Origin of the sequence: Acinetobacter sp. BIGb0196 (assembly GCF_011759595.1) — a bacterium.
Taxonomy (GTDB): Bacteria; Pseudomonadota; Gammaproteobacteria; order Pseudomonadales; family Moraxellaceae; genus Acinetobacter; species Acinetobacter guillouiae.
The window spans coordinates 543,479-560,846 of sequence record NZ_JAAOZA010000002.1; the positions used below are offsets into that span (position 1 = coordinate 543,479).

Annotated in this window: 16 protein-coding genes; 10 read left to right on the top strand and 6 right to left on the bottom strand. The window is 38.3% G+C overall.

Annotation, left to right across the window (positions count from 1 at the left end; all coding sequences use genetic code 11):
* Positions 1-306: 306 nt before the first annotated feature.
* Positions 307-663 carry a DNA transfer protein p32 gene (locus FHR28_RS15295; protein ID WP_166783009.1) on the top strand — a complete coding sequence of 119 codons (357 nt, stop codon included), beginning with the start codon at positions 307-309 and terminating at the stop codon, positions 661-663.
* A gap of 173 nt (positions 664-836) precedes the next feature.
* Here the strand turns inward: FHR28_RS15295 and FHR28_RS15300 are convergent, their stop codons facing one another.
* A complete protein-coding gene (locus tag FHR28_RS15300) occupies positions 837-1,325 on the bottom strand; it encodes a PaaI family thioesterase (RefSeq protein ID WP_004818511.1) in 489 nt (162 codons plus the stop codon).
* A gap of 119 nt (positions 1,326-1,444) precedes the next feature.
* Here FHR28_RS15300 and FHR28_RS15305 point away from each other — a divergent pair, with 119 nt between their 5' ends.
* From FHR28_RS15305 to FHR28_RS15330, 6 genes are all read left to right on the top strand, one after another.
* A complete protein-coding gene (locus tag FHR28_RS15305; protein WP_166783572.1) occupies positions 1,445-2,320 on the top strand; it encodes an alpha/beta fold hydrolase in 876 nt (291 codons plus the stop codon).
* 145 nt (positions 2,321-2,465) lie between these two features.
* Positions 2,466-3,884: a Na+/H+ antiporter family protein gene (locus tag FHR28_RS15310; protein WP_004718465.1), complete on the top strand. Its 1,419-nt coding sequence runs from the start codon at positions 2,466-2,468 to the stop codon at positions 3,882-3,884.
* A 379-nt stretch (positions 3,885-4,263) separates the two neighbouring features.
* On the top strand, positions 4,264-4,875 hold the full coding sequence (locus FHR28_RS15315; protein WP_016539694.1) for an OmpW/AlkL family protein: 612 nt from the start codon (positions 4,264-4,266) through the stop codon (positions 4,873-4,875).
* 167 nt (positions 4,876-5,042) lie between these two features.
* Positions 5,043-5,384 (top strand): lysozyme inhibitor LprI family protein, encoded by a 342-nt coding sequence (locus FHR28_RS15320; RefSeq protein WP_004818519.1) that lies wholly within the window; start codon positions 5,043-5,045, stop codon positions 5,382-5,384.
* 92 nt (positions 5,385-5,476) lie between these two features.
* A complete protein-coding gene (gene htpG / locus FHR28_RS15325) occupies positions 5,477-7,408 on the top strand; it encodes a molecular chaperone HtpG (protein WP_166783010.1) in 1,932 nt (643 codons plus the stop codon).
* A gap of 129 nt (positions 7,409-7,537) precedes the next feature.
* Positions 7,538-7,879 carry a hypothetical protein gene (locus FHR28_RS15330; protein WP_228722093.1) on the top strand — a complete coding sequence of 114 codons (342 nt, stop codon included), beginning with the start codon at positions 7,538-7,540 and terminating at the stop codon, positions 7,877-7,879.
* 81 nt (positions 7,880-7,960) lie between these two features.
* Here the strand turns inward: FHR28_RS15330 and FHR28_RS15335 are convergent, their stop codons facing one another.
* A complete protein-coding gene (locus FHR28_RS15335) occupies positions 7,961-9,106 on the bottom strand; it encodes a hypothetical protein (RefSeq protein WP_035372393.1) in 1,146 nt (381 codons plus the stop codon).
* Between the two features lie 722 nt (positions 9,107-9,828).
* On the bottom strand, positions 9,829-10,530 hold the full coding sequence (locus FHR28_RS15340) for a DsbA family oxidoreductase (RefSeq protein ID WP_004818526.1): 702 nt from the start codon (positions 10,528-10,530) through the stop codon (positions 9,829-9,831).
* Between the two features lie 191 nt (positions 10,531-10,721).
* On the opposite strand from FHR28_RS15340, the gene FHR28_RS15345 reads away from it, so the two are divergent.
* Both FHR28_RS15345 and FHR28_RS15350 read left to right on the top strand, forming a co-directional pair.
* Positions 10,722-11,471, top strand: a complete 750-nt coding sequence (locus tag FHR28_RS15345) for a hypothetical protein (RefSeq protein WP_105714611.1) — start codon at positions 10,722-10,724, stop codon at positions 11,469-11,471.
* A gap of 50 nt (positions 11,472-11,521) precedes the next feature.
* Positions 11,522-12,337 carry a DKNYY domain-containing protein gene (locus FHR28_RS15350; protein ID WP_166783012.1) on the top strand — a complete coding sequence of 272 codons (816 nt, stop codon included), beginning with the start codon at positions 11,522-11,524 and terminating at the stop codon, positions 12,335-12,337.
* A gap of 12 nt (positions 12,338-12,349) precedes the next feature.
* On the opposite strand, the gene FHR28_RS15355 is transcribed toward FHR28_RS15350, so the two are convergent.
* Complete coding sequence (locus FHR28_RS15355) at positions 12,350-12,715, bottom strand: MerR family transcriptional regulator (RefSeq protein ID WP_166783013.1); 366 nt, start codon at positions 12,713-12,715, stop codon at positions 12,350-12,352.
* 239 nt (positions 12,716-12,954) lie between these two features.
* Here FHR28_RS15355 and FHR28_RS15360 point away from each other — a divergent pair, with 239 nt between their 5' ends.
* Positions 12,955-13,464 carry a hypothetical protein gene (locus FHR28_RS15360; protein ID WP_166783014.1) on the top strand — a complete coding sequence of 170 codons (510 nt, stop codon included), beginning with the start codon at positions 12,955-12,957 and terminating at the stop codon, positions 13,462-13,464.
* Between the two features lie 297 nt (positions 13,465-13,761).
* Here FHR28_RS15360 and fadA read toward each other — a convergent pair whose 3' ends face one another.
* Positions 13,762-14,934: an acetyl-CoA C-acyltransferase FadA gene (gene fadA, locus FHR28_RS15365; protein ID WP_004718442.1), complete on the bottom strand. Its 1,173-nt coding sequence runs from the start codon at positions 14,932-14,934 to the stop codon at positions 13,762-13,764.
* A 12-nt stretch (positions 14,935-14,946) separates the two neighbouring features.
* Positions 14,947-17,100: a fatty acid oxidation complex subunit alpha FadB gene (fadB, locus tag FHR28_RS15370; protein WP_004718440.1), complete on the bottom strand. Its 2,154-nt coding sequence runs from the start codon at positions 17,098-17,100 to the stop codon at positions 14,947-14,949.
* Between the last annotated feature and the right edge of the window lie 268 nt (positions 17,101-17,368).

Genomic DNA, 17,368 nt, shown 5'->3' on the forward strand with positions numbered 1-17,368 from the left:
TTTTTCATAACGCCTTTTTAAAACGATAAATCAACATGAAATTTCCCTCATCCTAGCCTTCTCCCAAAGCGAGAAGGGACTTTCAGTACCAATATAATTCACTCAACATGATCATCTTTTGCTTTATGAAAGCGACCTAATAATTTCTTATTAACATGAATGTTATTTAAATTCGATTGTGCATCTTTGATAATCAAAAACTACAAATGGCAACATGAAAATTTAATTTAATCCATAAATTAGTGTTTTCATAAAATCAGTCGTAATCAATTGCATTTGTAAGTTCAGATAGAAAGGATGAATAACATGAAAAAAATAGTAATGACTATGATGTGTGTGAGTTTACCTATTGTGATGCTTACAGGTTGTGAAAACATGTCAGCAAACGATAAGCGTATTGCTTCAGCGGCCCTTGGTGGTGCTGTTGGTGGCGGTGTAGGTAATCATGCAGGTAATGGCGTTGGTGCTGCTGTTGGTGCAGGCGGTGGTGCAGCTGTAGGAAGCAAAGCCAACAATGGTTCAAATCGCAACGCAACCTATAGTGGTGTCGGTGCGGGTATCGGCTCAGTCATTGGTAAGGGTGTTCTTGGCGGTGATGCCGGTGCTGCAATTGGTGGCGCGATCGGTGGTGGTGCTGGTGCTGCTATTGAGCAAAATAAGTAAGCGTCTAAACCCAAGACTCAAAAAAAAATAAGCGCAACGTATTAGCATTGCTGATTACGTGATGCGCTTATTTTTTATCCCTATTCATATCTAAGCTTAAAAGATTTGACCACTTCAGCACTCTTGTTGCATCTGTTGATATTTCGTTTTAGCAAGACTGATTTTAATCTTATTTAGCGTTTTAAGGGGTGTGGGTTTTTACGACGGATATATACGGTTTTTTGTACCTCAGCAATTCTTAAACCAGAATCATCAAAAATATTCACGGTATAGTTACGATAGACTGGACTATAGTTTTCCGCTAAATCTTTGACATGTTCGATTTCAATCGCATCTAAACGAATATCTGCATAAACCGTACTACGTCCAGGGGAAAGGAAATTGATGCTTGCGGTTTTATCCCAAACCATATATTTCGGACCCAGATGATGCATTAAAAGAAGCATATAAAATGGATCAACCATTGAATACAAACTACCGCCAAAGTGCACACCAACAATATTTTGATTGCTGTGTGTCAGTGGCATTTTGACCCGAACATGATAGTTTTTTAGATCAATTTTTTCGATTTCAATCCCTGCACCTTTATATGGAGAAAAATGATTCAACATAAATTTGGAAACAAATGGGATTGTCTGTAGTTTTTTGATTAGCGCATTCATGGTCAATTCTAGTTATCGATTTTTAAACCATAATAAAGAACTGAATGGAATGTGGCATTGATCCAAATGCCCTCTACTACGAAATCACAGCCAATGGTAAAACAATAAAAGGTGACTCAATGCAAGTGCAAACTTATTGGATATCCACACAAGATAAGCAAAAACTTTATGCAAAAACATGGGGTAATGCTGAAAACCCTGCATTGGTTTTGGTCCATGGCTATCCTGATAATCAGGAAGTTTGGGAACCTATTATTGAACAATTGATCTCAAAATTTTACATCATTACTTATGATGTACGTGGGGCAGGACAGTCTTCTGTGCCGAAACGAATTCGTGATTATGCTTTAGCACGCTTATCTCTGGATTTAGAGTGCGTGGTAAATGAGCTACTGCCCAATCGTAATTTTCATCTTGCAGCGCATGACTGGGGCTCGATTCAGTCGTGGGAATCTGTGACTGAACCTAAATTTAAAAATCGTATTTTGTCTTATACCACCATGTCTGGACCTTGCTTAGATCATGCTGCTTTTTGGATGCGTGAACAGTTCTTACATGAAAAGCCTAAATTTTTTAAGCAGTTATTTAAATCTTGGTATATCGTTGCATTCCAGTTACCATTTCTTGCACCGACCGTTTGGCATTTCTTTAGTCCACAACGCTGGGGCGCAATTTTAACGCAACTTGAGAAAAAGAAAGGCTTACCGTTAAACCAAAATATTGCAAAAGATGGTGAACATGGTATCGGACTATACCGTGCTAACTTTCTTCCACGTTTAACTCGACCACGTGAGCGTTATGCAGTATGTCCTGTACAGGCTGTTGTACTGTTAAGAGATAAATTTGTAAGCCCAGAATTGATTGATGAAGTGCCTAAATGGGCAACAGATTTTGAACGTGTAGAAGTTGATGCAAACCATTGGGCAGTACTTAGCCAACCACAAGACATTGCACAATATATTCAAACATTTGCACTCAAAAATAGTGAGAGTTGATTTACTCAAAGTGATGATTAGTTCTTGTAAGAATAGGCCATGTTTTCACATGGCCTATTCATTTTATGACCAGTTCGACTAAATTACAGCTTCATTGTAGTGAATCTGATAAAATATCGGCTTTCAAATTTTCGTAAATTTCTCCATGAATGCTGTCGTTATTGCGATTGCCGTGATGTTTATCTTGTCACTGGCACGAGTTTCTGTTGTTTTAACATTGGTTATTTCAGCAATTATAGGTGGGTTGGTTGCAGGTTTAAGTCTGTCAGATACAGTTACAGCATTTAATGCGGGCTTAGGTGATGGTGCAGAAGTTGCCTTGGCATATGCGGTATTAGGCGCTTTCGCTTTGGCACTTTCAAAGTCAGGCTTGCCCGATTTATTGGCATATAAACTGATTGGCTTACTCGGTATGGAAGCCACGCAGAAACAAGCAACCAAAGTAAAATTCTTATTATTGGGTATTTTACTGATTGCCGCGATTTGTTCACAAAACTTAATCCCTGTGCATATTGCGTTTATTCCTGTGCTTGTTCCACCGTTATTAAAAGTGATGAATCACTTGAAACTCGACCGTCGTGCCGCAGCATGTGTACTGACCTTAGGTTTAGTCGGCACATATATCTTCTTGCCTGTAGGCTTTGGTGCAATTTTTCTTGAACAAATTCTGATGGGGAATATCAACAAAATTGGCGCTGCTTATCATTTGCATGTTGAAAGAAGCATGATGCCTATGGGAATGGCTATTCCTGTATTGGGTATGGTGATTGGTACTTTATTTGCCGTTTTTGTCAGTTATCGTAAACCGCGTATTTATGTTGATCGTAATGTTGCGCCAATTACCACGATTGATTTAGATAAACCACTTCGTGCGGTAAATGTTGAGGTATTAAAAGCTGATGGCATTGCCTTAGAGCAAGAAGCCAAACAAGAAGCTCCTGTGATTGCCAAGAAAACTATTGTTATGGCATTGCTGGCAATCATTTTAACCCTGATCTCTCAATTGTATTCAGGCTCGATGATTCTTGGTGGATTGGTTGGATTCTCTGTTCTTTCTGCCGCAGGGATTTTTAAATGGCAAGAAGCGGATGATGTTTTTGTACAAGGGATGCGTATGATGGCATTGGTCGGTTTTATTATGATCTCTGCCGCGGGTTTTGCATCTGTGATGACCCATACTGGGGACATTAATCAGTTGGTTAACGGTGTTGTTCATTTGATTGGTGACAATAAAGCGCTGGCTGCTTTCTTGATGTTATTTATTGGGTTATTTGTGACGATTGGAATTGGTTCATCATTTTCAAGTGTGCCTGTACTTGCAGTCATTTATGTTCCTTTATGTGTACAATTCGGCTTCTCTCCGCTTGCAACTGTTGCCTTAATTGGTACTGCGGCAGCACTAGGAGATGCGGGTTCACCAGCTTCAGATTCGACATTAGGACCTACTGCTGGTTTGGGCGTAGATGGGCAACATGATCATATTTGGGATACAGTTGTTCCAACATTTATCCATTTTAATATTCCATTATTGGTGTTTGGTTGGATTGCAGCGATGGTTTTATAAGCTGGCATTGATCAAACATAAGGAGATTCATTAAATGATTGATGAATCTCCTTTTTTTATGGTTATTTAGTCTGAAACAACTTGTATTTGCGAGAAATTTCCTATAAATATTAAAAAATAAAATAATAGTTATGATTTTATTTATTTAAAATAACTAACCAATCGATAATATTATCTTGATTAAAATACTTGGTTTTAATTAAATAAACTTGATTAATTAAGTTGGGTTTAAAAACCAACCATATTGATATGGTTAAAATAAATTTACTTATATAACAATTATTTGAAAATATATGATAATTTTTGATTTAAATAAATGTTGCAATATTATTAATACCTATGTTTAATGTTTATTAATAACAACGCTGGGGTATTTATAATGTTAAAGCAAACTGCTCTTATTGCATTAATGGCAATTTCTTCTGCTTCATTTGCAGATTGGCAAGTCAAAGTTGGTGGTTCGGTGATTGCACCAACACAAGACACCAAAGTTGCTGGTGTTGGGACTGTGAAAGCAGACCATGAATATGCTTTTACGCCTTCTGTAGAATATATCTTTGGTGAAACACCTTTCTCTGCGGAAGTTTTATTAGCTACACCAATTAGCCACGATGTGAAATTAGATGGTGAAAAAGCAGTTAACCTTAAACACTTACCACCAACAGTAACGTTTAAATATAACTTTAAAAACTCTACACGTTTTACACCGTATATTGGTGTTGGTGGTACAGCATTCCTTGCTTGGGATGAGGAATCATCTGGGGCATTGGCGGGCACTAAGGTTAAAGTTAAAGAAGATTTTGGTTTTGCTGGTCAAATCGGCTTTAACTTCCAACCTGCTGATGCAAAAAATTGGGGTGTTTTCTTTGATGCCCGTTATGCTCAATTAAGCCCAGAAGTGACTGTTAAAGCGGGTAATACTACTGCTGCAAAATTTGATTTAGATATTGATCCAGTTATCTATACTTTGGGTTATAGCTATAGATTCTAAGTTTGCTTTAGAATCATAAAAAACTCGGTAAATTTACCGAGTTTTTTTATTTTTACAGAGCCTTATATATTGAAACAAGAAGCAATAAAAAATAGTTATTTTTAGCTATATAAGCGCTGATTAAATCCATTTAATCTATCAGAACATCAATAAGACTTTGACATGATATGAAAAATTTAATTTTTATAATATTTGTAGGGTTAAGTAGCAGCACTATAGCCAATGCTGCAAGTTTTAATTGTGAGCATGCTCAGACCAAAAGCGAACATGCCATTTGTGAGCATCGCAGTTTAAACGATGCAGATGTCAAAATGGCGACCACCTATACCATTATCCGTAAACTCGTTCCGATGGGAACACGGGGCGTGATACAGGATCAGCAAGTGAAATGGTTACAACTGCGCAATCAATGTCAGGACAATCTACGCTGTTTAACCGATGCGTATCAGATGCGTCAGCAAAAACTAGAAATTTATATGAATCGAGTTTACCAACAAGGGCCATTTTAAAAAAAATTAAATTTTCCTATTGAAATATGCTTAAACCACTCCATTTCTAATGCATTCAATAAAAAAGCGTTATGAATTTACGGAGTGATTTTATGAGTGAACAGAACGTACAACACAGTTCAAAAAAGCATAGCTTTCAAGCAGAAGTGGCTCAGCTTTTACATTTAGTGACGCATTCACTTTATTCTAACCCTGAAATTTTCCTACGCGAGCTGATTTCAAATGCTTCAGATGCATGTGATAAGTTACGTTTTGAAGGAATTAACCATCCTGAATATTATGAGAATGATCCAGACTTACATGTTCGTGTAAGCTTAGATAAAGATGCCAAAACAATCACCATCTCAGATAATGGTATTGGTTTAAGCCAACAGGAAGCAATTGATAACTTAGGGACGATTGCTAAATCAGGCACCAAAGACTTTATGTCAAAGCTATCTGGTGACCAAAAAGCAGATGCGCAACTGATTGGTCAGTTTGGTGTAGGTTTTTATTCTGGTTTTATCGTTGCTGATAAGATTACCGTTGAATCTCGTCGTGCAGGTTTAGATACATCAGAAGGTGTACGTTGGATCAGTGGCGGTACAGGTGATTTTGAAGTTGAACAAATTGAGAAGACTTCACGTGGAACATCGATTATTTTGCATTTACGTGATGATGCGCTGGATTATTTAGAATCTTATAAAGTTAAACAAATTATCAATAAATACTCTGACCATATCAGCTTACCTATCGAAATGCAGAAGGAAGTTTGGCAGGAAGAAGAATCTGCTGAAGGCGAAGAGAAAAAAACAGGTCATTATGTTAAAACAGATGAATGGGAAGCGATTAACTCAGCAAGTGCTTTGTGGACACGTAGCAAAGGCGAAATTACAGAAGAGCAGTATGTAGAATTCTATAAGAATTTAACCCATGACTTTGATGCACCACTGGCTTGGGCGCATAACCGAGTTGAAGGCAGTACTGAATATACCCAATTGCTTTATATTCCAAGTAAAGCACCAAGTAATATTTTCACACGTGAAGCTAAAGCAGGCATCAAACTTTATGTAAAACGTGTATTTATTATGGATGATGCAGACAATCTGATTCCAAATTATTTACGTTTTGTACAAGGTGTGGTGGATAGTGCTGATCTGCCGCTTAACGTAAGTCGTGAGATTCTACAAGAAAGCCGTGATGTGAAAACCATCCGTGAAGGAAATGCACGTCGTGTATTGACAACATTGGATGCTTTAGCAAAATCAGAAGATCAAGCTGACCAAGACAAATTTAAAACCTTCTATGCTGAATTTGGTTCAGTAATCAAGGAAGGTTTAGGTGAAGACTTTGGTAATCGTGAACGTATTCTAAAACTTTTACGCTTCTCTACTTCGAGCAATGATGAAGTTTCAACATCATTGGAAGCGTATAAAGCACGCATGAAAGAAGGGCAAAAAGCCATCTATTATGTGACTGCCGATAGCTTAGCGGCTGCAAAAAACTCACCACAACTTGAATTGTTCCGTAAAAAAGACATTGAAGTTTTGCTTATGGCAGACCGTGTTGATGAATGGGCGATGGAATTTGTGCATGACTTTGATGGTACACCTATGCAAAATGTCGCAAAGGGTGCAGTCGATCTTGGTGATTTACAAGACGCTGAAGAGAAAAAAGCACTTGAAGCTGCTGCAGAACAGTTTAAACCTGTGGTTGAAAAACTCTCTGATTCATTAAAAGCTAAGACCAAAGAAGTGCGTGTGACAACGCGTTTGGTGGACTCACCAGCATGTCTAGTGACCAGCGATGGTGAGCTTTCTCCACAATTGATTCGTATGTTAAAACAAGCGGGTCAGGCTGTACCTGAATCTAAGCCAATTCTGGAAATTAACCCAGAACATCCTTTAGTGAAAAAATTGGAAGGTTCGGCACAGTTTGATGATTTAGCCAATGTGATCTTTGATCAGGCAGTAATTGCTGAGGGTGGTTTACCTGATGATCCTGCGGAATATGTAAAACGTATTAACAATTTATTGCTTAAATAAGTCGTCATTTGTTTTAACAGAGCCTATCTTAGAGATAGGCTTTTTTATTAATAAGATTAAATGAATAAATTTAAAAGAATTCAATGTATAGGCTGTTCTGTATTACTCAGTTTAGCTACAACAGTAGTGATGGCATATGAACTTCCAGCTGTTGAAAAGCGCAATGCAAATACCACAGATCTTTCAGTACATAACGCGATGTTCTTACGACAAAACACACAGGCTGCTGTGATTGGTATATTGAAAAAAAATGGTCAGAACTATGAACTTGCAGCTAGCGATGGGAAAGGGGGAATGGCGTTACCGATAGCAGTACATCCAAGCCTTAAAATAGACGATGCTTTAGTCGATAAAGAAGTTAGGGCGATTGGGCGAATGACTTACGAAACAATGTATATGCCAAATTCAAGCGACTTTGGTCCCGCTTATAGTTTTACTTTTGAATTGTTTTCAATTTCCTCATTGAATTAAAAGGATGTGGCAGGCGTTTTATCAACATCAGTGGATAAGTCGAAACTTATCCACAGTTCAGCTTAAAGATTCAGCTTATGCTTAAAATAACGCTTCTAAACGGACCAAAGCACTTGGGAAATGGCTACGATCTTCACGACGATCATTAAAATAATTTAAATCACCTTGTACGTAAAACCATTCACGCCAAACAGGTTGTCGCCAAGACACGAAAGGGCCCCAACTGTTGAGCTTAAGGTCATTATCATTATAGTAACCGCCAGTGTAGATACCGTAGTTAAATCGATTGTTTTTAAAGAACTGATGTTGACGATAAGTACGGTTATCCCAAGTTAAATCATCGTCTTGTTCATCTGCATACGTCACATAGAATTGGTTAGAAATAAAGGGCTGATTGGGGCGAGCATGGGTTAGCTCTAAGTTGGTTCTTAAATAGTTTTCACTGTCGATCCCATAGCGGTAAATTTGTTCTGCATGAAAAGTAAAATCATTCCCCAGTTTCCAATCCTTTTGGGCCTTTAAACGTGCATAAATATCATCGCCTGAACGAATACCAAGGTCTGCATCTATGTCAAAAGGTAAGCGTTTAGAAAGCTGTGACCAACGTAAAGCAATCGAGCTGTTATCATCACGAATTTGTTTACCATCCACTCGTTTATCTGGATTGCCATCAGCATGATTGTTATTGATCGCAATATTATTGGAAATTTCATCATCTAATGAATCATCACCAAAGACCACACTTAAACGGTTTTCAAGTGTGGGTAATTTTACTTTCCCTCGAATACGTGGATTGACATCATAACCATCATGTTTGTTCCATTGATTATCAACAATGATCCGCAACGTTGCTGATGCTGGATGTGCCGGATCAGTTTTTCCAAACCAGTTGTCCATTTTATTGGCTGTACGGTCTGCCCAATTGCTAATCTTTTTCTGCTTTTTGTCGGCCCAAGTTTGATCTTCTGTCGCATCTGTTGGAGGAACAATAACCTGATCAGATTGTTCAGGAAAAATGGTCGGTGTTGAGTCAACAATTTTTGGAATATAGTTGAGCAAGCCGATCTCATTTTCTTTGGTGGTGGCTAAAGAAGGTTGCTGATCGACTTTCCCCGTTTTAGCATTCGCTTCAAGACTGCTATTTACTTCTGCAAATGCAGCGTTCCCAAAAAAACCGCCTAATATTAAGACATAAGGTAGTTTTGAGAAGATTGATATTTTATTCATATGCACACTTCTTAAACTTTGAGTCATTCAGTTTTTAATTTTCAGTATAACTATGCCTTAAAAAAACACTGAATTTCAATGGAATCGCTATTTTAAGTACAAAAAACATAAATTTATTTAAAATGAAACGCATTCTATCAGCGATATCGCGAACCAAAGCGCAGTTTAAGCTGTTTTTGAATAGATCAGTGCTTTTATTATCCACAGCCCAATTGTAGTAAAGCTTTTAAGCTAAAAATTGCTTTAGGTACAAAATATGCACTTATCCAAGAAGAATAGATAAGCGATTGTGAATAGATCCCATAAACGTTTGAAAATCGAGAATGAAGAAAAATTATACGCTGTTGTGGATAACTTTAATTTTATCCTCAAGGCCGATTTTATTGTGGCATAAACAAAAACACCTCCAAAAGAGGAGGTGTTGTGTCTTAAAAAATAAGAAAATTAAAAAAAGAAACTACAGCGCATGAATTTCGTGGGAACGAAAAATATTTACAAATCTTAGTCTAAGAAAAAGGTGATGAATAGTTCCTTTTCTGCAACGCTGTATTGCAAAAATGGCACGTAAAATTTTAAAAATGGCCCATTAAAAATAAGGCATAGAAATCATTCAATATATTTTTATGATCTATTTACGTTGTTTTTTAGCGATTTTCTTAAATATTATGATAGTTATTGAACAATGAAGAAATTCCTTCAAGGAATTTCTTCATTGTCTGAGTTTATTTGTTGGGAACTTCACAAGACTCATCAGCACAAACAGGGCCATCCTGTTGTTCGATTTCAGCATCATTTGCAGTTTCAAGGGCTTTTTCTAACACTTGTACAAAGACTTCACGTGGTTGAGCACCCGCTAAAGCCACACGTTGATCAAAGACAAAGAATGGTACACCTGTTACTTTTAATTGTTCATGAGCAACTTGTTCATCGAATTTTACAAAGTCAGCATATTCTTCAGAGTCTAGAACATCATCAACTTCGATCGGATTTAAGCCAATACGAGATGCGACATCTTCAATTGTTTCACGCTCACCAATCGGTAGGCCTTGTGTCATATAGCTATAGAAAAAAGCTTCTTCCGCTTCTGAACCTAAACCCTTACTTTGTGCAAGGTGAATGATACGATGGGCATTAAAGGTATTTCCTGAGTTGGCATTTTCCCAGTTAAATTGGATGCCTTCTTCTTTCGCCATTGCTGCAATATTGCGTTGCATATCTTCGACTTCAGGGATGCTACGTCCATATTTTTGCGCAAGACGTTCAGAGTTTGAAACTTCTTGACGCGTAGGTGCTTCAGGATCAAGTTCAAAACTGTGCCAATGGACTTCAAGCTCAATACCTGCTTGTTCAGCAGCAGCTTCTAAACGTTTTTTACCGATATAGCAAAAAGGACAAACCACATCTGACCAAATATCTACGCGCATGGGAAATCTCTACAATCTAATTCTGGATTATGATGGGGTTTGTTTGCATAAATTTAAAGTGAAACTTTTAAGTGATGCCCATTTTAAGCTTATTCAGCAAAAGTTATTTATTGTTATTTTGCATAATTAATATACAAAAAAGAGTCGCTTAGGATATTCTAAGTAATCTATAAGGATGTTCGGAGCTTGGTATGCGTCGACTTTTGATTGTTTTCGGTATCATCTTTCTGGCTGTTATTGGATTTTTCTACTATGACCATAGTTCAATAAAGAATGAAGAAGCCAATCGCCAAGCATTTGATTTGGTGATGACTGAAAAAATGCGGCAACTTTCTGAACAAGCCCAAGACCGTTCTAAACCAGTAAATATTGATATTCATGATAATCGGCTCAAAGGTGATTACAAAACCTTGTCTGAGTTTTTATTGAAATATTGGGCCAAGAATGTTGATACACGGAACACTTATTTAAATCAGCTCGCAGCGGCCAAATGGGATCATTTTTTAGATGTAAATCGTTTGGATGCAGACCGTAAACAGAACTATGTAGAAACAACACAGATGCTGGTGACTGTACGACAAGCAATGCAGCAATATCAGCAAAAAAATAGACAAAATAAAACCGAGGCTTTAAACGAATTAAAAAAAATAGATTTGCGTAAAGACCTCAAGAAACCCTTACAGGATAAGCTCGAACAGAATGCTGAACTTGACCCTGAAAATACCCTAATCCTAAATGAGCTACAAATTTTAGGTAAAGCTGAAACCATGTTTGATTTGTTAAAAAAATATGAGTGGCAGAAGCAGGGCAATCAAATTTTGTTTAAAGAAGATGCTCAAGTGAAACAATTTAATCAGTTATTTCAGGATGTACTGAAATTGAATAGCCAAATCAATCAGAAAAAAGAGCAAAATGCGGAAGTATTAGAAGAAGCCTTGTAAATTTTAGAAGTAGATGAATGAAAAATATAAAAATATGGTTGTTTTTTACAATGTTTATACTGCTATTGCTGGGTGGGATTGGCTATGTCTACCAGACGCCAATTCTCGTTCAGCAGGATTGTAAAAGTGTTGCTTTATATCGTTATCATTTTGGTGTTTATCAAATTGACCGAGATTCCATTCTGGATGTCGATACTTATAAAAAGGTTTATGGATGGAAGCATTTTTTAGGCTTAGCCCCTATTTTATGTGCTGAACAAATTGAGTATGACCAATGTGTCGTGGAGGAAAAGCAAGCGGCTTTAAATGCTGAGCAGGAAAAACAGCAATGGAGCCTTGTGCGGGACAATTTATATATCAATCCTCAACGAGAATTGGCTTTAAAGTTTCCTTATGCAAATCGTTGTAGCATGTTTCTATCTGAACATGTTCTGCCTAGCAAAAGCCTGTCGATCATGGGTGAGCGTTTTTATCGACATTTGGGTTTTGGTGGTGAAGATGGGCCTTCTTTGAATGACACTATCGATTTAGCGAGCTTCAAGCAGTTAAACCCTTCTAATTTATATAAAGATAAACGGCATGTTTATCGCTACTTTAGCATGCTGGATGGGGGCAGTTTTTCTATTTTAGAGGGTGCAGATGCCAGTAGTTTTGAGTTGCTCGGAGATTGTTATGCAAAAGACAAGCACAATATTTATGAAGAACGTTTTGGCAAACTTGACGATGCTGATTATGCAAGTTTTAAAACTAAATCTGATGCGGGATGTATTGCACAGGATAAAAATGGCTATTGGTTTTGGAATGATCGAAAAGCTTGGAAGGATATGAATAGTGAAGAAAAAGAGCGAGTCAAAGCGCTTCAATGAGGTTGATCTCGATTAGCGCTTGGTTTCTTCAACTTTTCCTTGCATTAAAAAAGATGCTAATAAGCTTTGAGATTTTTTGAGTTTGGCTAATTTTTCTGAAAGATGTTCTAACTCCATTTCTAATGTCTCTTTGGCAACTGGGCATAAGGTAAGTTTTTCCTCAGCCAAATCGAAACATGGCAATAATAATTTAATGTCTTTTAAATGCATGCCGGCATCATTGAGAACTTTAATTTTTTGAATATCCTCGATGTTTGCTTGATTATAATCTCGATAGTGATTCGCTGTTCGTTGCGGACGAATTAATCCTAGCTCTTCATAATAACGGAGCATACGCGGGCTGACTTGAGTTATTTCAGCAACTTTAGCAAGATTCATAATAGACCTCTTATAAACTGAAATGGATCAGTTGAAAAAATTTATCGGTGGCTCTATTCAAGCTGTTGAGTGAGCAAAACCTATTTAATCTTTATTTCAGAATTTTAACAGTATTTACCGTTTATCTGAGCTTTAGTGAATCTCGCTATAATTTGTTATAGCCTATTTAATAGACAATATTAAATGTATTGAATCATTTTATTGAATGTATAGGATGATTTATTTTTTAGGTGAAATGTATGAACTTTATCAAAGTTTCGATACTTGTAACTGCTCTTTCTGTTTGGTTACCCACTGTACAGGCAGAAGAAGTTGCCTCGTTACCTACCATTAAAGTGATGGCGGATTCTGAGCTGCGTCAAGAAGCTGTGGGTGTTGTTCCTTATCAAGAAGATAAGGATGTACGTAAAGCGTTACAGCATCAGATCATTAAAAAAGAGAATGAGATCCAAAATTATGTGATAGGCGATAATTTTGCTGTGCTTGATATGCAGCCCAAAGCCTCTGAACCGAATATAAATCAAATTTCTTCACCATTACTCAGAGAGTATGTTTTGGCTGTGGCTGCTGGTTTACAGTCCTCTGATCCTACATCAGGTTTGTTTACCATGATGGAGCCACTTTCGATGGGGATGAATCGCGAGAAAGCTTTAGAAGCAGTTCGTAATGGAACGTTTAAACTGAATATTGATACAGATCGTTTGAATTTTCTGTTAGGTGACAAGTGGCAAAGTGCTCTGCCTAAGTGATTCGTTATTTAAAATTTTGATTATTTCATTAAGCCAATCTATTGATTGGCTTTTTTGTATATTGTGTTCTGTCCTAAAATTAAACTTGGTGAATGCTATGCAAATAATAGCGAGAATAATTCAACGACTACAGTTACAGCTTGGTTTCTAAACTGTCTGCAGCAGATCAAGTGAGTAAAAGTAAAATGATCTATAAAAAACTCAAAATGAATAGAGTCTTTTAGGGAAAGTTGGATCACTTTTAATAAAAATCCCCGCATTAAGCGGGGATTTTATATCGTGGTATTTAATTAAGAATTAAACACGTTCGATAATTGTCGCGATACCTTGGCCAAGACCAATACACATTGTTGCAAGACCGATTTGAGTATCTTGTTGTTCCATCACGTTCAACAATGTAGTGGTGATACGTGCGCCTGAACAACCCAATGGGTGACCCAATGCAATCGCACCGCCGTTTAAGTTGATCTTGTCTTGCTTGTCATAGATGTTCAAGCCTTTCATTACAGAAAGACCTTGAGCAGCAAATGCTTCGTTTAACTCGATGGTTTGGATGTCTTCCATTGTTAAGCCAGCACGTTTAAGCGCTTTCTGTGTTGCAGGAACAGGACCATAACCCATGATCGCAGCATCACAGCCTGCAATCGCCATAGAGCGAATCACAGCACGTGGCTTAAGACCTAAAGCTTGAGCACGTTCAGCAGACATTAACAACATTGCCGATGCACCATCAGACAATGCAGAAGAAGTCGCAGCAGTTACAGTACCACCTTTAGGATCAAATACTGGACGTAATGCTTTGAATGCTTCAAGGTTTGCATCTGGACGAATGACTTCGTCGATGTCGCAAAGGATTTTGAAGCCATTGGCATCATGACCTTCAACACCCACGATTTCGTTTTTGAAACGACCTTCCTGAGTTGCAGCCCAAGCGCGACGATGAGATTCAACACCAAACGCATCTTGTTCGTCACGGCTAATGCCGTTCATACGACCTAACATTTCAGCAGTTAAGCCCATCATGTTAGATGCTTTCGCATAATGCTTAGATGCTTCTGGGTTAAGGTCGATGCCGTGCATCATACCAACGTGACCCATGTGCTCTACACCACCGATGATGAATACATCACCTTGGTTGGTTGCAATTTGCGCCGCAGCAGTATGGATTGACTGCATAGAAGAACCACAGAGGCGGTTTACAGTTTGACCACCAACAGTCTTCGGCAAGTCAGCCAATAACACGATGTTACGGCCAATGTTCATACCTTGTTCTAGGGTTTGGTTAACACAACCCCAGATCAAATCTTCAACTTCATTTACATCAAACTGGTTACGAGCAACTAAAGCACGTACCAATTCAGCAGATAAGCTGTCAGCACGTACATTGCGGAACATACCGTTTTTGGTTTTACCCATTGCAGAACGTACGCCATCAACGATGACAACGTCACGTGGATTTAAAGTAGCCATTCACGTTGCTCCTTAACCGTAGAATTTTTTGTTGTTTGCAGCCATGTCACGCAACATTTGTGGCGCTTCATAAGCCTTACCTAAGTGTGCATATTTGTCGCAAAGCGCAACATATTCAGCAACACCTGTTTGGTCGATGTAACGCGCTGGACCACCACGGAATGGAGGGAAACCTACACCCATGATCATTGCCATATCTGCTTCAGAAGCAGTAGAAACAATGTTGTCCTCTAAGCAACGAACAGTCTCGTTACAGAACGCGAGCATCATACGGTCAATAATTTCTTGAGCATCAAACTCGTGCTTTTCAGTTGTTGCCATCGTTGCAACAAGCTCATACGCAGTTGGATCAATAGATTTCGCTTTCTTACCTTTACGATCAAGCTCGTATTTGTAGAAACCGATGTCATTTTTTTGACCAAGACGTTTGTTTTCGTACATGATTTCGATCGCGCCTTTATAGTCAGGCTTCATGCGGTCTGGGAAACCTTCAGCCATAACTTCAGCACCATGTACACCAGTGTCGATACCCACAACGTCGATCAAATAAGCAGGTCCCATAGGCCAGCCGAATTTTTCCATGACTTTGTCAACTTGTTGGAAGTCTGCGCCATCTTTAAGCAGAAGGTCAAACGCACCAAAGTAAGGGAACAATACACGGTTTACAAGGAAGCCAGGGCAGTCATTTACAACGATTGGTGTTTTACCCATTTTCTGAGCAAGAACAACAGTTGTCGCAATTGCTTCTTCAGATGTTTTCTCACCACGGATCACTTCAACCAAAGGCATCATGTGAACTGGGTTAAAGAAGTGCATACCCACAAAGTTTTCAGGACGAGTCAATGCATTTGCAAGACGCGTGATTGAAATCGTAGAGGTATTTGAAGCAATGATTGTGTTGTCACGAACTTTTGCTTCTGTATCACGTAACACAGCTTCCTTGATTTTAGGATTCTCTGTGACTGCTTCGATCACGATATCGACTTCTTTAAACTCGTCATAGCTTAAAGTTGGACGGATACGTGCAAGTGTTTCACCCATTTTTGCAGGTGTCATCTTTTTACGTTCAACTTGTTTAGTCAACAAGCCATTCGCTTCAGACATACCCAAAGCAAGCTGTGGGTTACCAATGTCTTTCATGATGATTGGTGTGCCTTTGCTTGCCGCTTGGTAAGCAATACCGCCACCCATAATACCCGCACCTAAAACAGCTGCTTGGTTAACAGGGTGAGCACCTTTTTCATGTTTTTTAGATGCTTTTTTCACAACTTGGTCATTGATGAATAAACCGATCAATGCACCTGCTTGTGGTGTAATCGCAGCTTTAGCAAATGCTTCAGCTTCAATTTTTAACGCTTCATCACGTTTTTGACTTACACCAGCTTGAAGTGAATCAAGAAGAAGTTTTGGCGCAGGGTATTGGGCAGGGTTTGCTTTCGCAAGGACCACACCTTTAGATGAGTTAAACGCCATCATTTGTTCAAGCATGTCTAATTTAACAGGCTCTAATTTTTCTTGACGTTTTGCTTTCCAGTCTAAACGACCAGAGATTGCTTGTTTAACAAGATCAATCGCAGCTTCTTGGAGTTTGTCAGCCGCAACAACTGCATCTACAGCACCGTCTTTCAGCGCAGCATCTGGACGTTTGTTTGCTGAAGTCGCGATCCACTCAACCGCATTGTCAATACCAATCAAACGGCTTAGACGAACAGTACCACCGAAACCAGGAATGATACCCAGTTTAACTTCTGGTAAGCCTACTGTTGCAGCATTTGACATTACGCGGTAGTCACATACCAAACACATTTCAAAACCGCCGCCCAATGCAATACCATTGATCGCAGCAACTTTAGGAATCTCTAGATCTTCAAAAGCGTTAAAAATCTCGTGAACAGGCATTGCCCATTCTACAATTGCACTTTCACCTTGCTTAAAGTTTTCACCAAACTCAGTAATGTCTGCACCAACGATAAATGTTGATTTACCAGAGGTAACGATGAGACCTTTCACTTCACTGTTATTTTTTACAGCTTCAATAGCAGCTTTAAAGTCTTCAATCGTTGCACGGTTGAATTTGTTAACCGACTCACCTTGTAAGTCAAAGCGGAATTCTGCAATTCCGTCCGAAAGCAATTGGACGGTAATGGCATTGCCAGCGTGGATCATGCCCTGATCTCCTTTTTTGGAGGACTTCTTAAGTTGATGTTTTGAAGTGTGTATGCAATTCCCGCACACATTTCGACTTCACTAATCTTACGATAACTATATCTAAAAATAACCTAACAAGTTGTATCAAGCCGTGACGCAAGGGTCATCAATTTTTTTTGAGTAGAAGATTAAATTAAGCTTTTAAATTTTAATAATTTTATAGGTTTATCATATAAATATTTGAAATTTATTTATTTAATATAAATTCCTTTGAACATTTCTTTAG

Coding starts and splice junctions, on each gene's coding strand:
- FHR28_RS15295 (WP_166783009.1), top strand. CDS start 307: ATGAAAAAAATAGTAATGACTATGATGTGTGTGAGTTTACCTATTGTG.
- FHR28_RS15300 (WP_004818511.1), bottom strand. CDS start 1,325: ATGAATGCGCTAATCAAAAAACTACAGACAATCCCATTTGTTTCCAAA.
- FHR28_RS15305 (WP_166783572.1), top strand. CDS start 1,445: ATGCAAGTGCAAACTTATTGGATATCCACACAAGATAAGCAAAAACTT.
- FHR28_RS15310 (WP_004718465.1), top strand. CDS start 2,466: ATGAATGCTGTCGTTATTGCGATTGCCGTGATGTTTATCTTGTCACTG.
- FHR28_RS15315 (WP_016539694.1), top strand. CDS start 4,264: ATGTTAAAGCAAACTGCTCTTATTGCATTAATGGCAATTTCTTCTGCT.
- FHR28_RS15320 (WP_004818519.1), top strand. CDS start 5,043: ATGAAAAATTTAATTTTTATAATATTTGTAGGGTTAAGTAGCAGCACT.
- htpG (WP_166783010.1), top strand. CDS start 5,477: ATGAGTGAACAGAACGTACAACACAGTTCAAAAAAGCATAGCTTTCAA.
- FHR28_RS15330 (WP_228722093.1), top strand. CDS start 7,538: ATGGCATATGAACTTCCAGCTGTTGAAAAGCGCAATGCAAATACCACA.
- FHR28_RS15335 (WP_035372393.1), bottom strand. CDS start 9,106: ATGAATAAAATATCAATCTTCTCAAAACTACCTTATGTCTTAATATTA.
- FHR28_RS15340 (WP_004818526.1), bottom strand. CDS start 10,530: ATGCGCGTAGATATTTGGTCAGATGTGGTTTGTCCTTTTTGCTATATC.
- FHR28_RS15345 (WP_105714611.1), top strand. CDS start 10,722: ATGCGTCGACTTTTGATTGTTTTCGGTATCATCTTTCTGGCTGTTATT.
- FHR28_RS15350 (WP_166783012.1), top strand. CDS start 11,522: ATGTTTATACTGCTATTGCTGGGTGGGATTGGCTATGTCTACCAGACG.
- FHR28_RS15355 (WP_166783013.1), bottom strand. CDS start 12,715: ATGAATCTTGCTAAAGTTGCTGAAATAACTCAAGTCAGCCCGCGTATG.
- FHR28_RS15360 (WP_166783014.1), top strand. CDS start 12,955: ATGAACTTTATCAAAGTTTCGATACTTGTAACTGCTCTTTCTGTTTGG.
- fadA (WP_004718442.1), bottom strand. CDS start 14,934: ATGGCTACTTTAAATCCACGTGACGTTGTCATCGTTGATGGCGTACGT.
- fadB (WP_004718440.1), bottom strand. CDS start 17,100: ATGATCCACGCTGGCAATGCCATTACCGTCCAATTGCTTTCGGACGGA.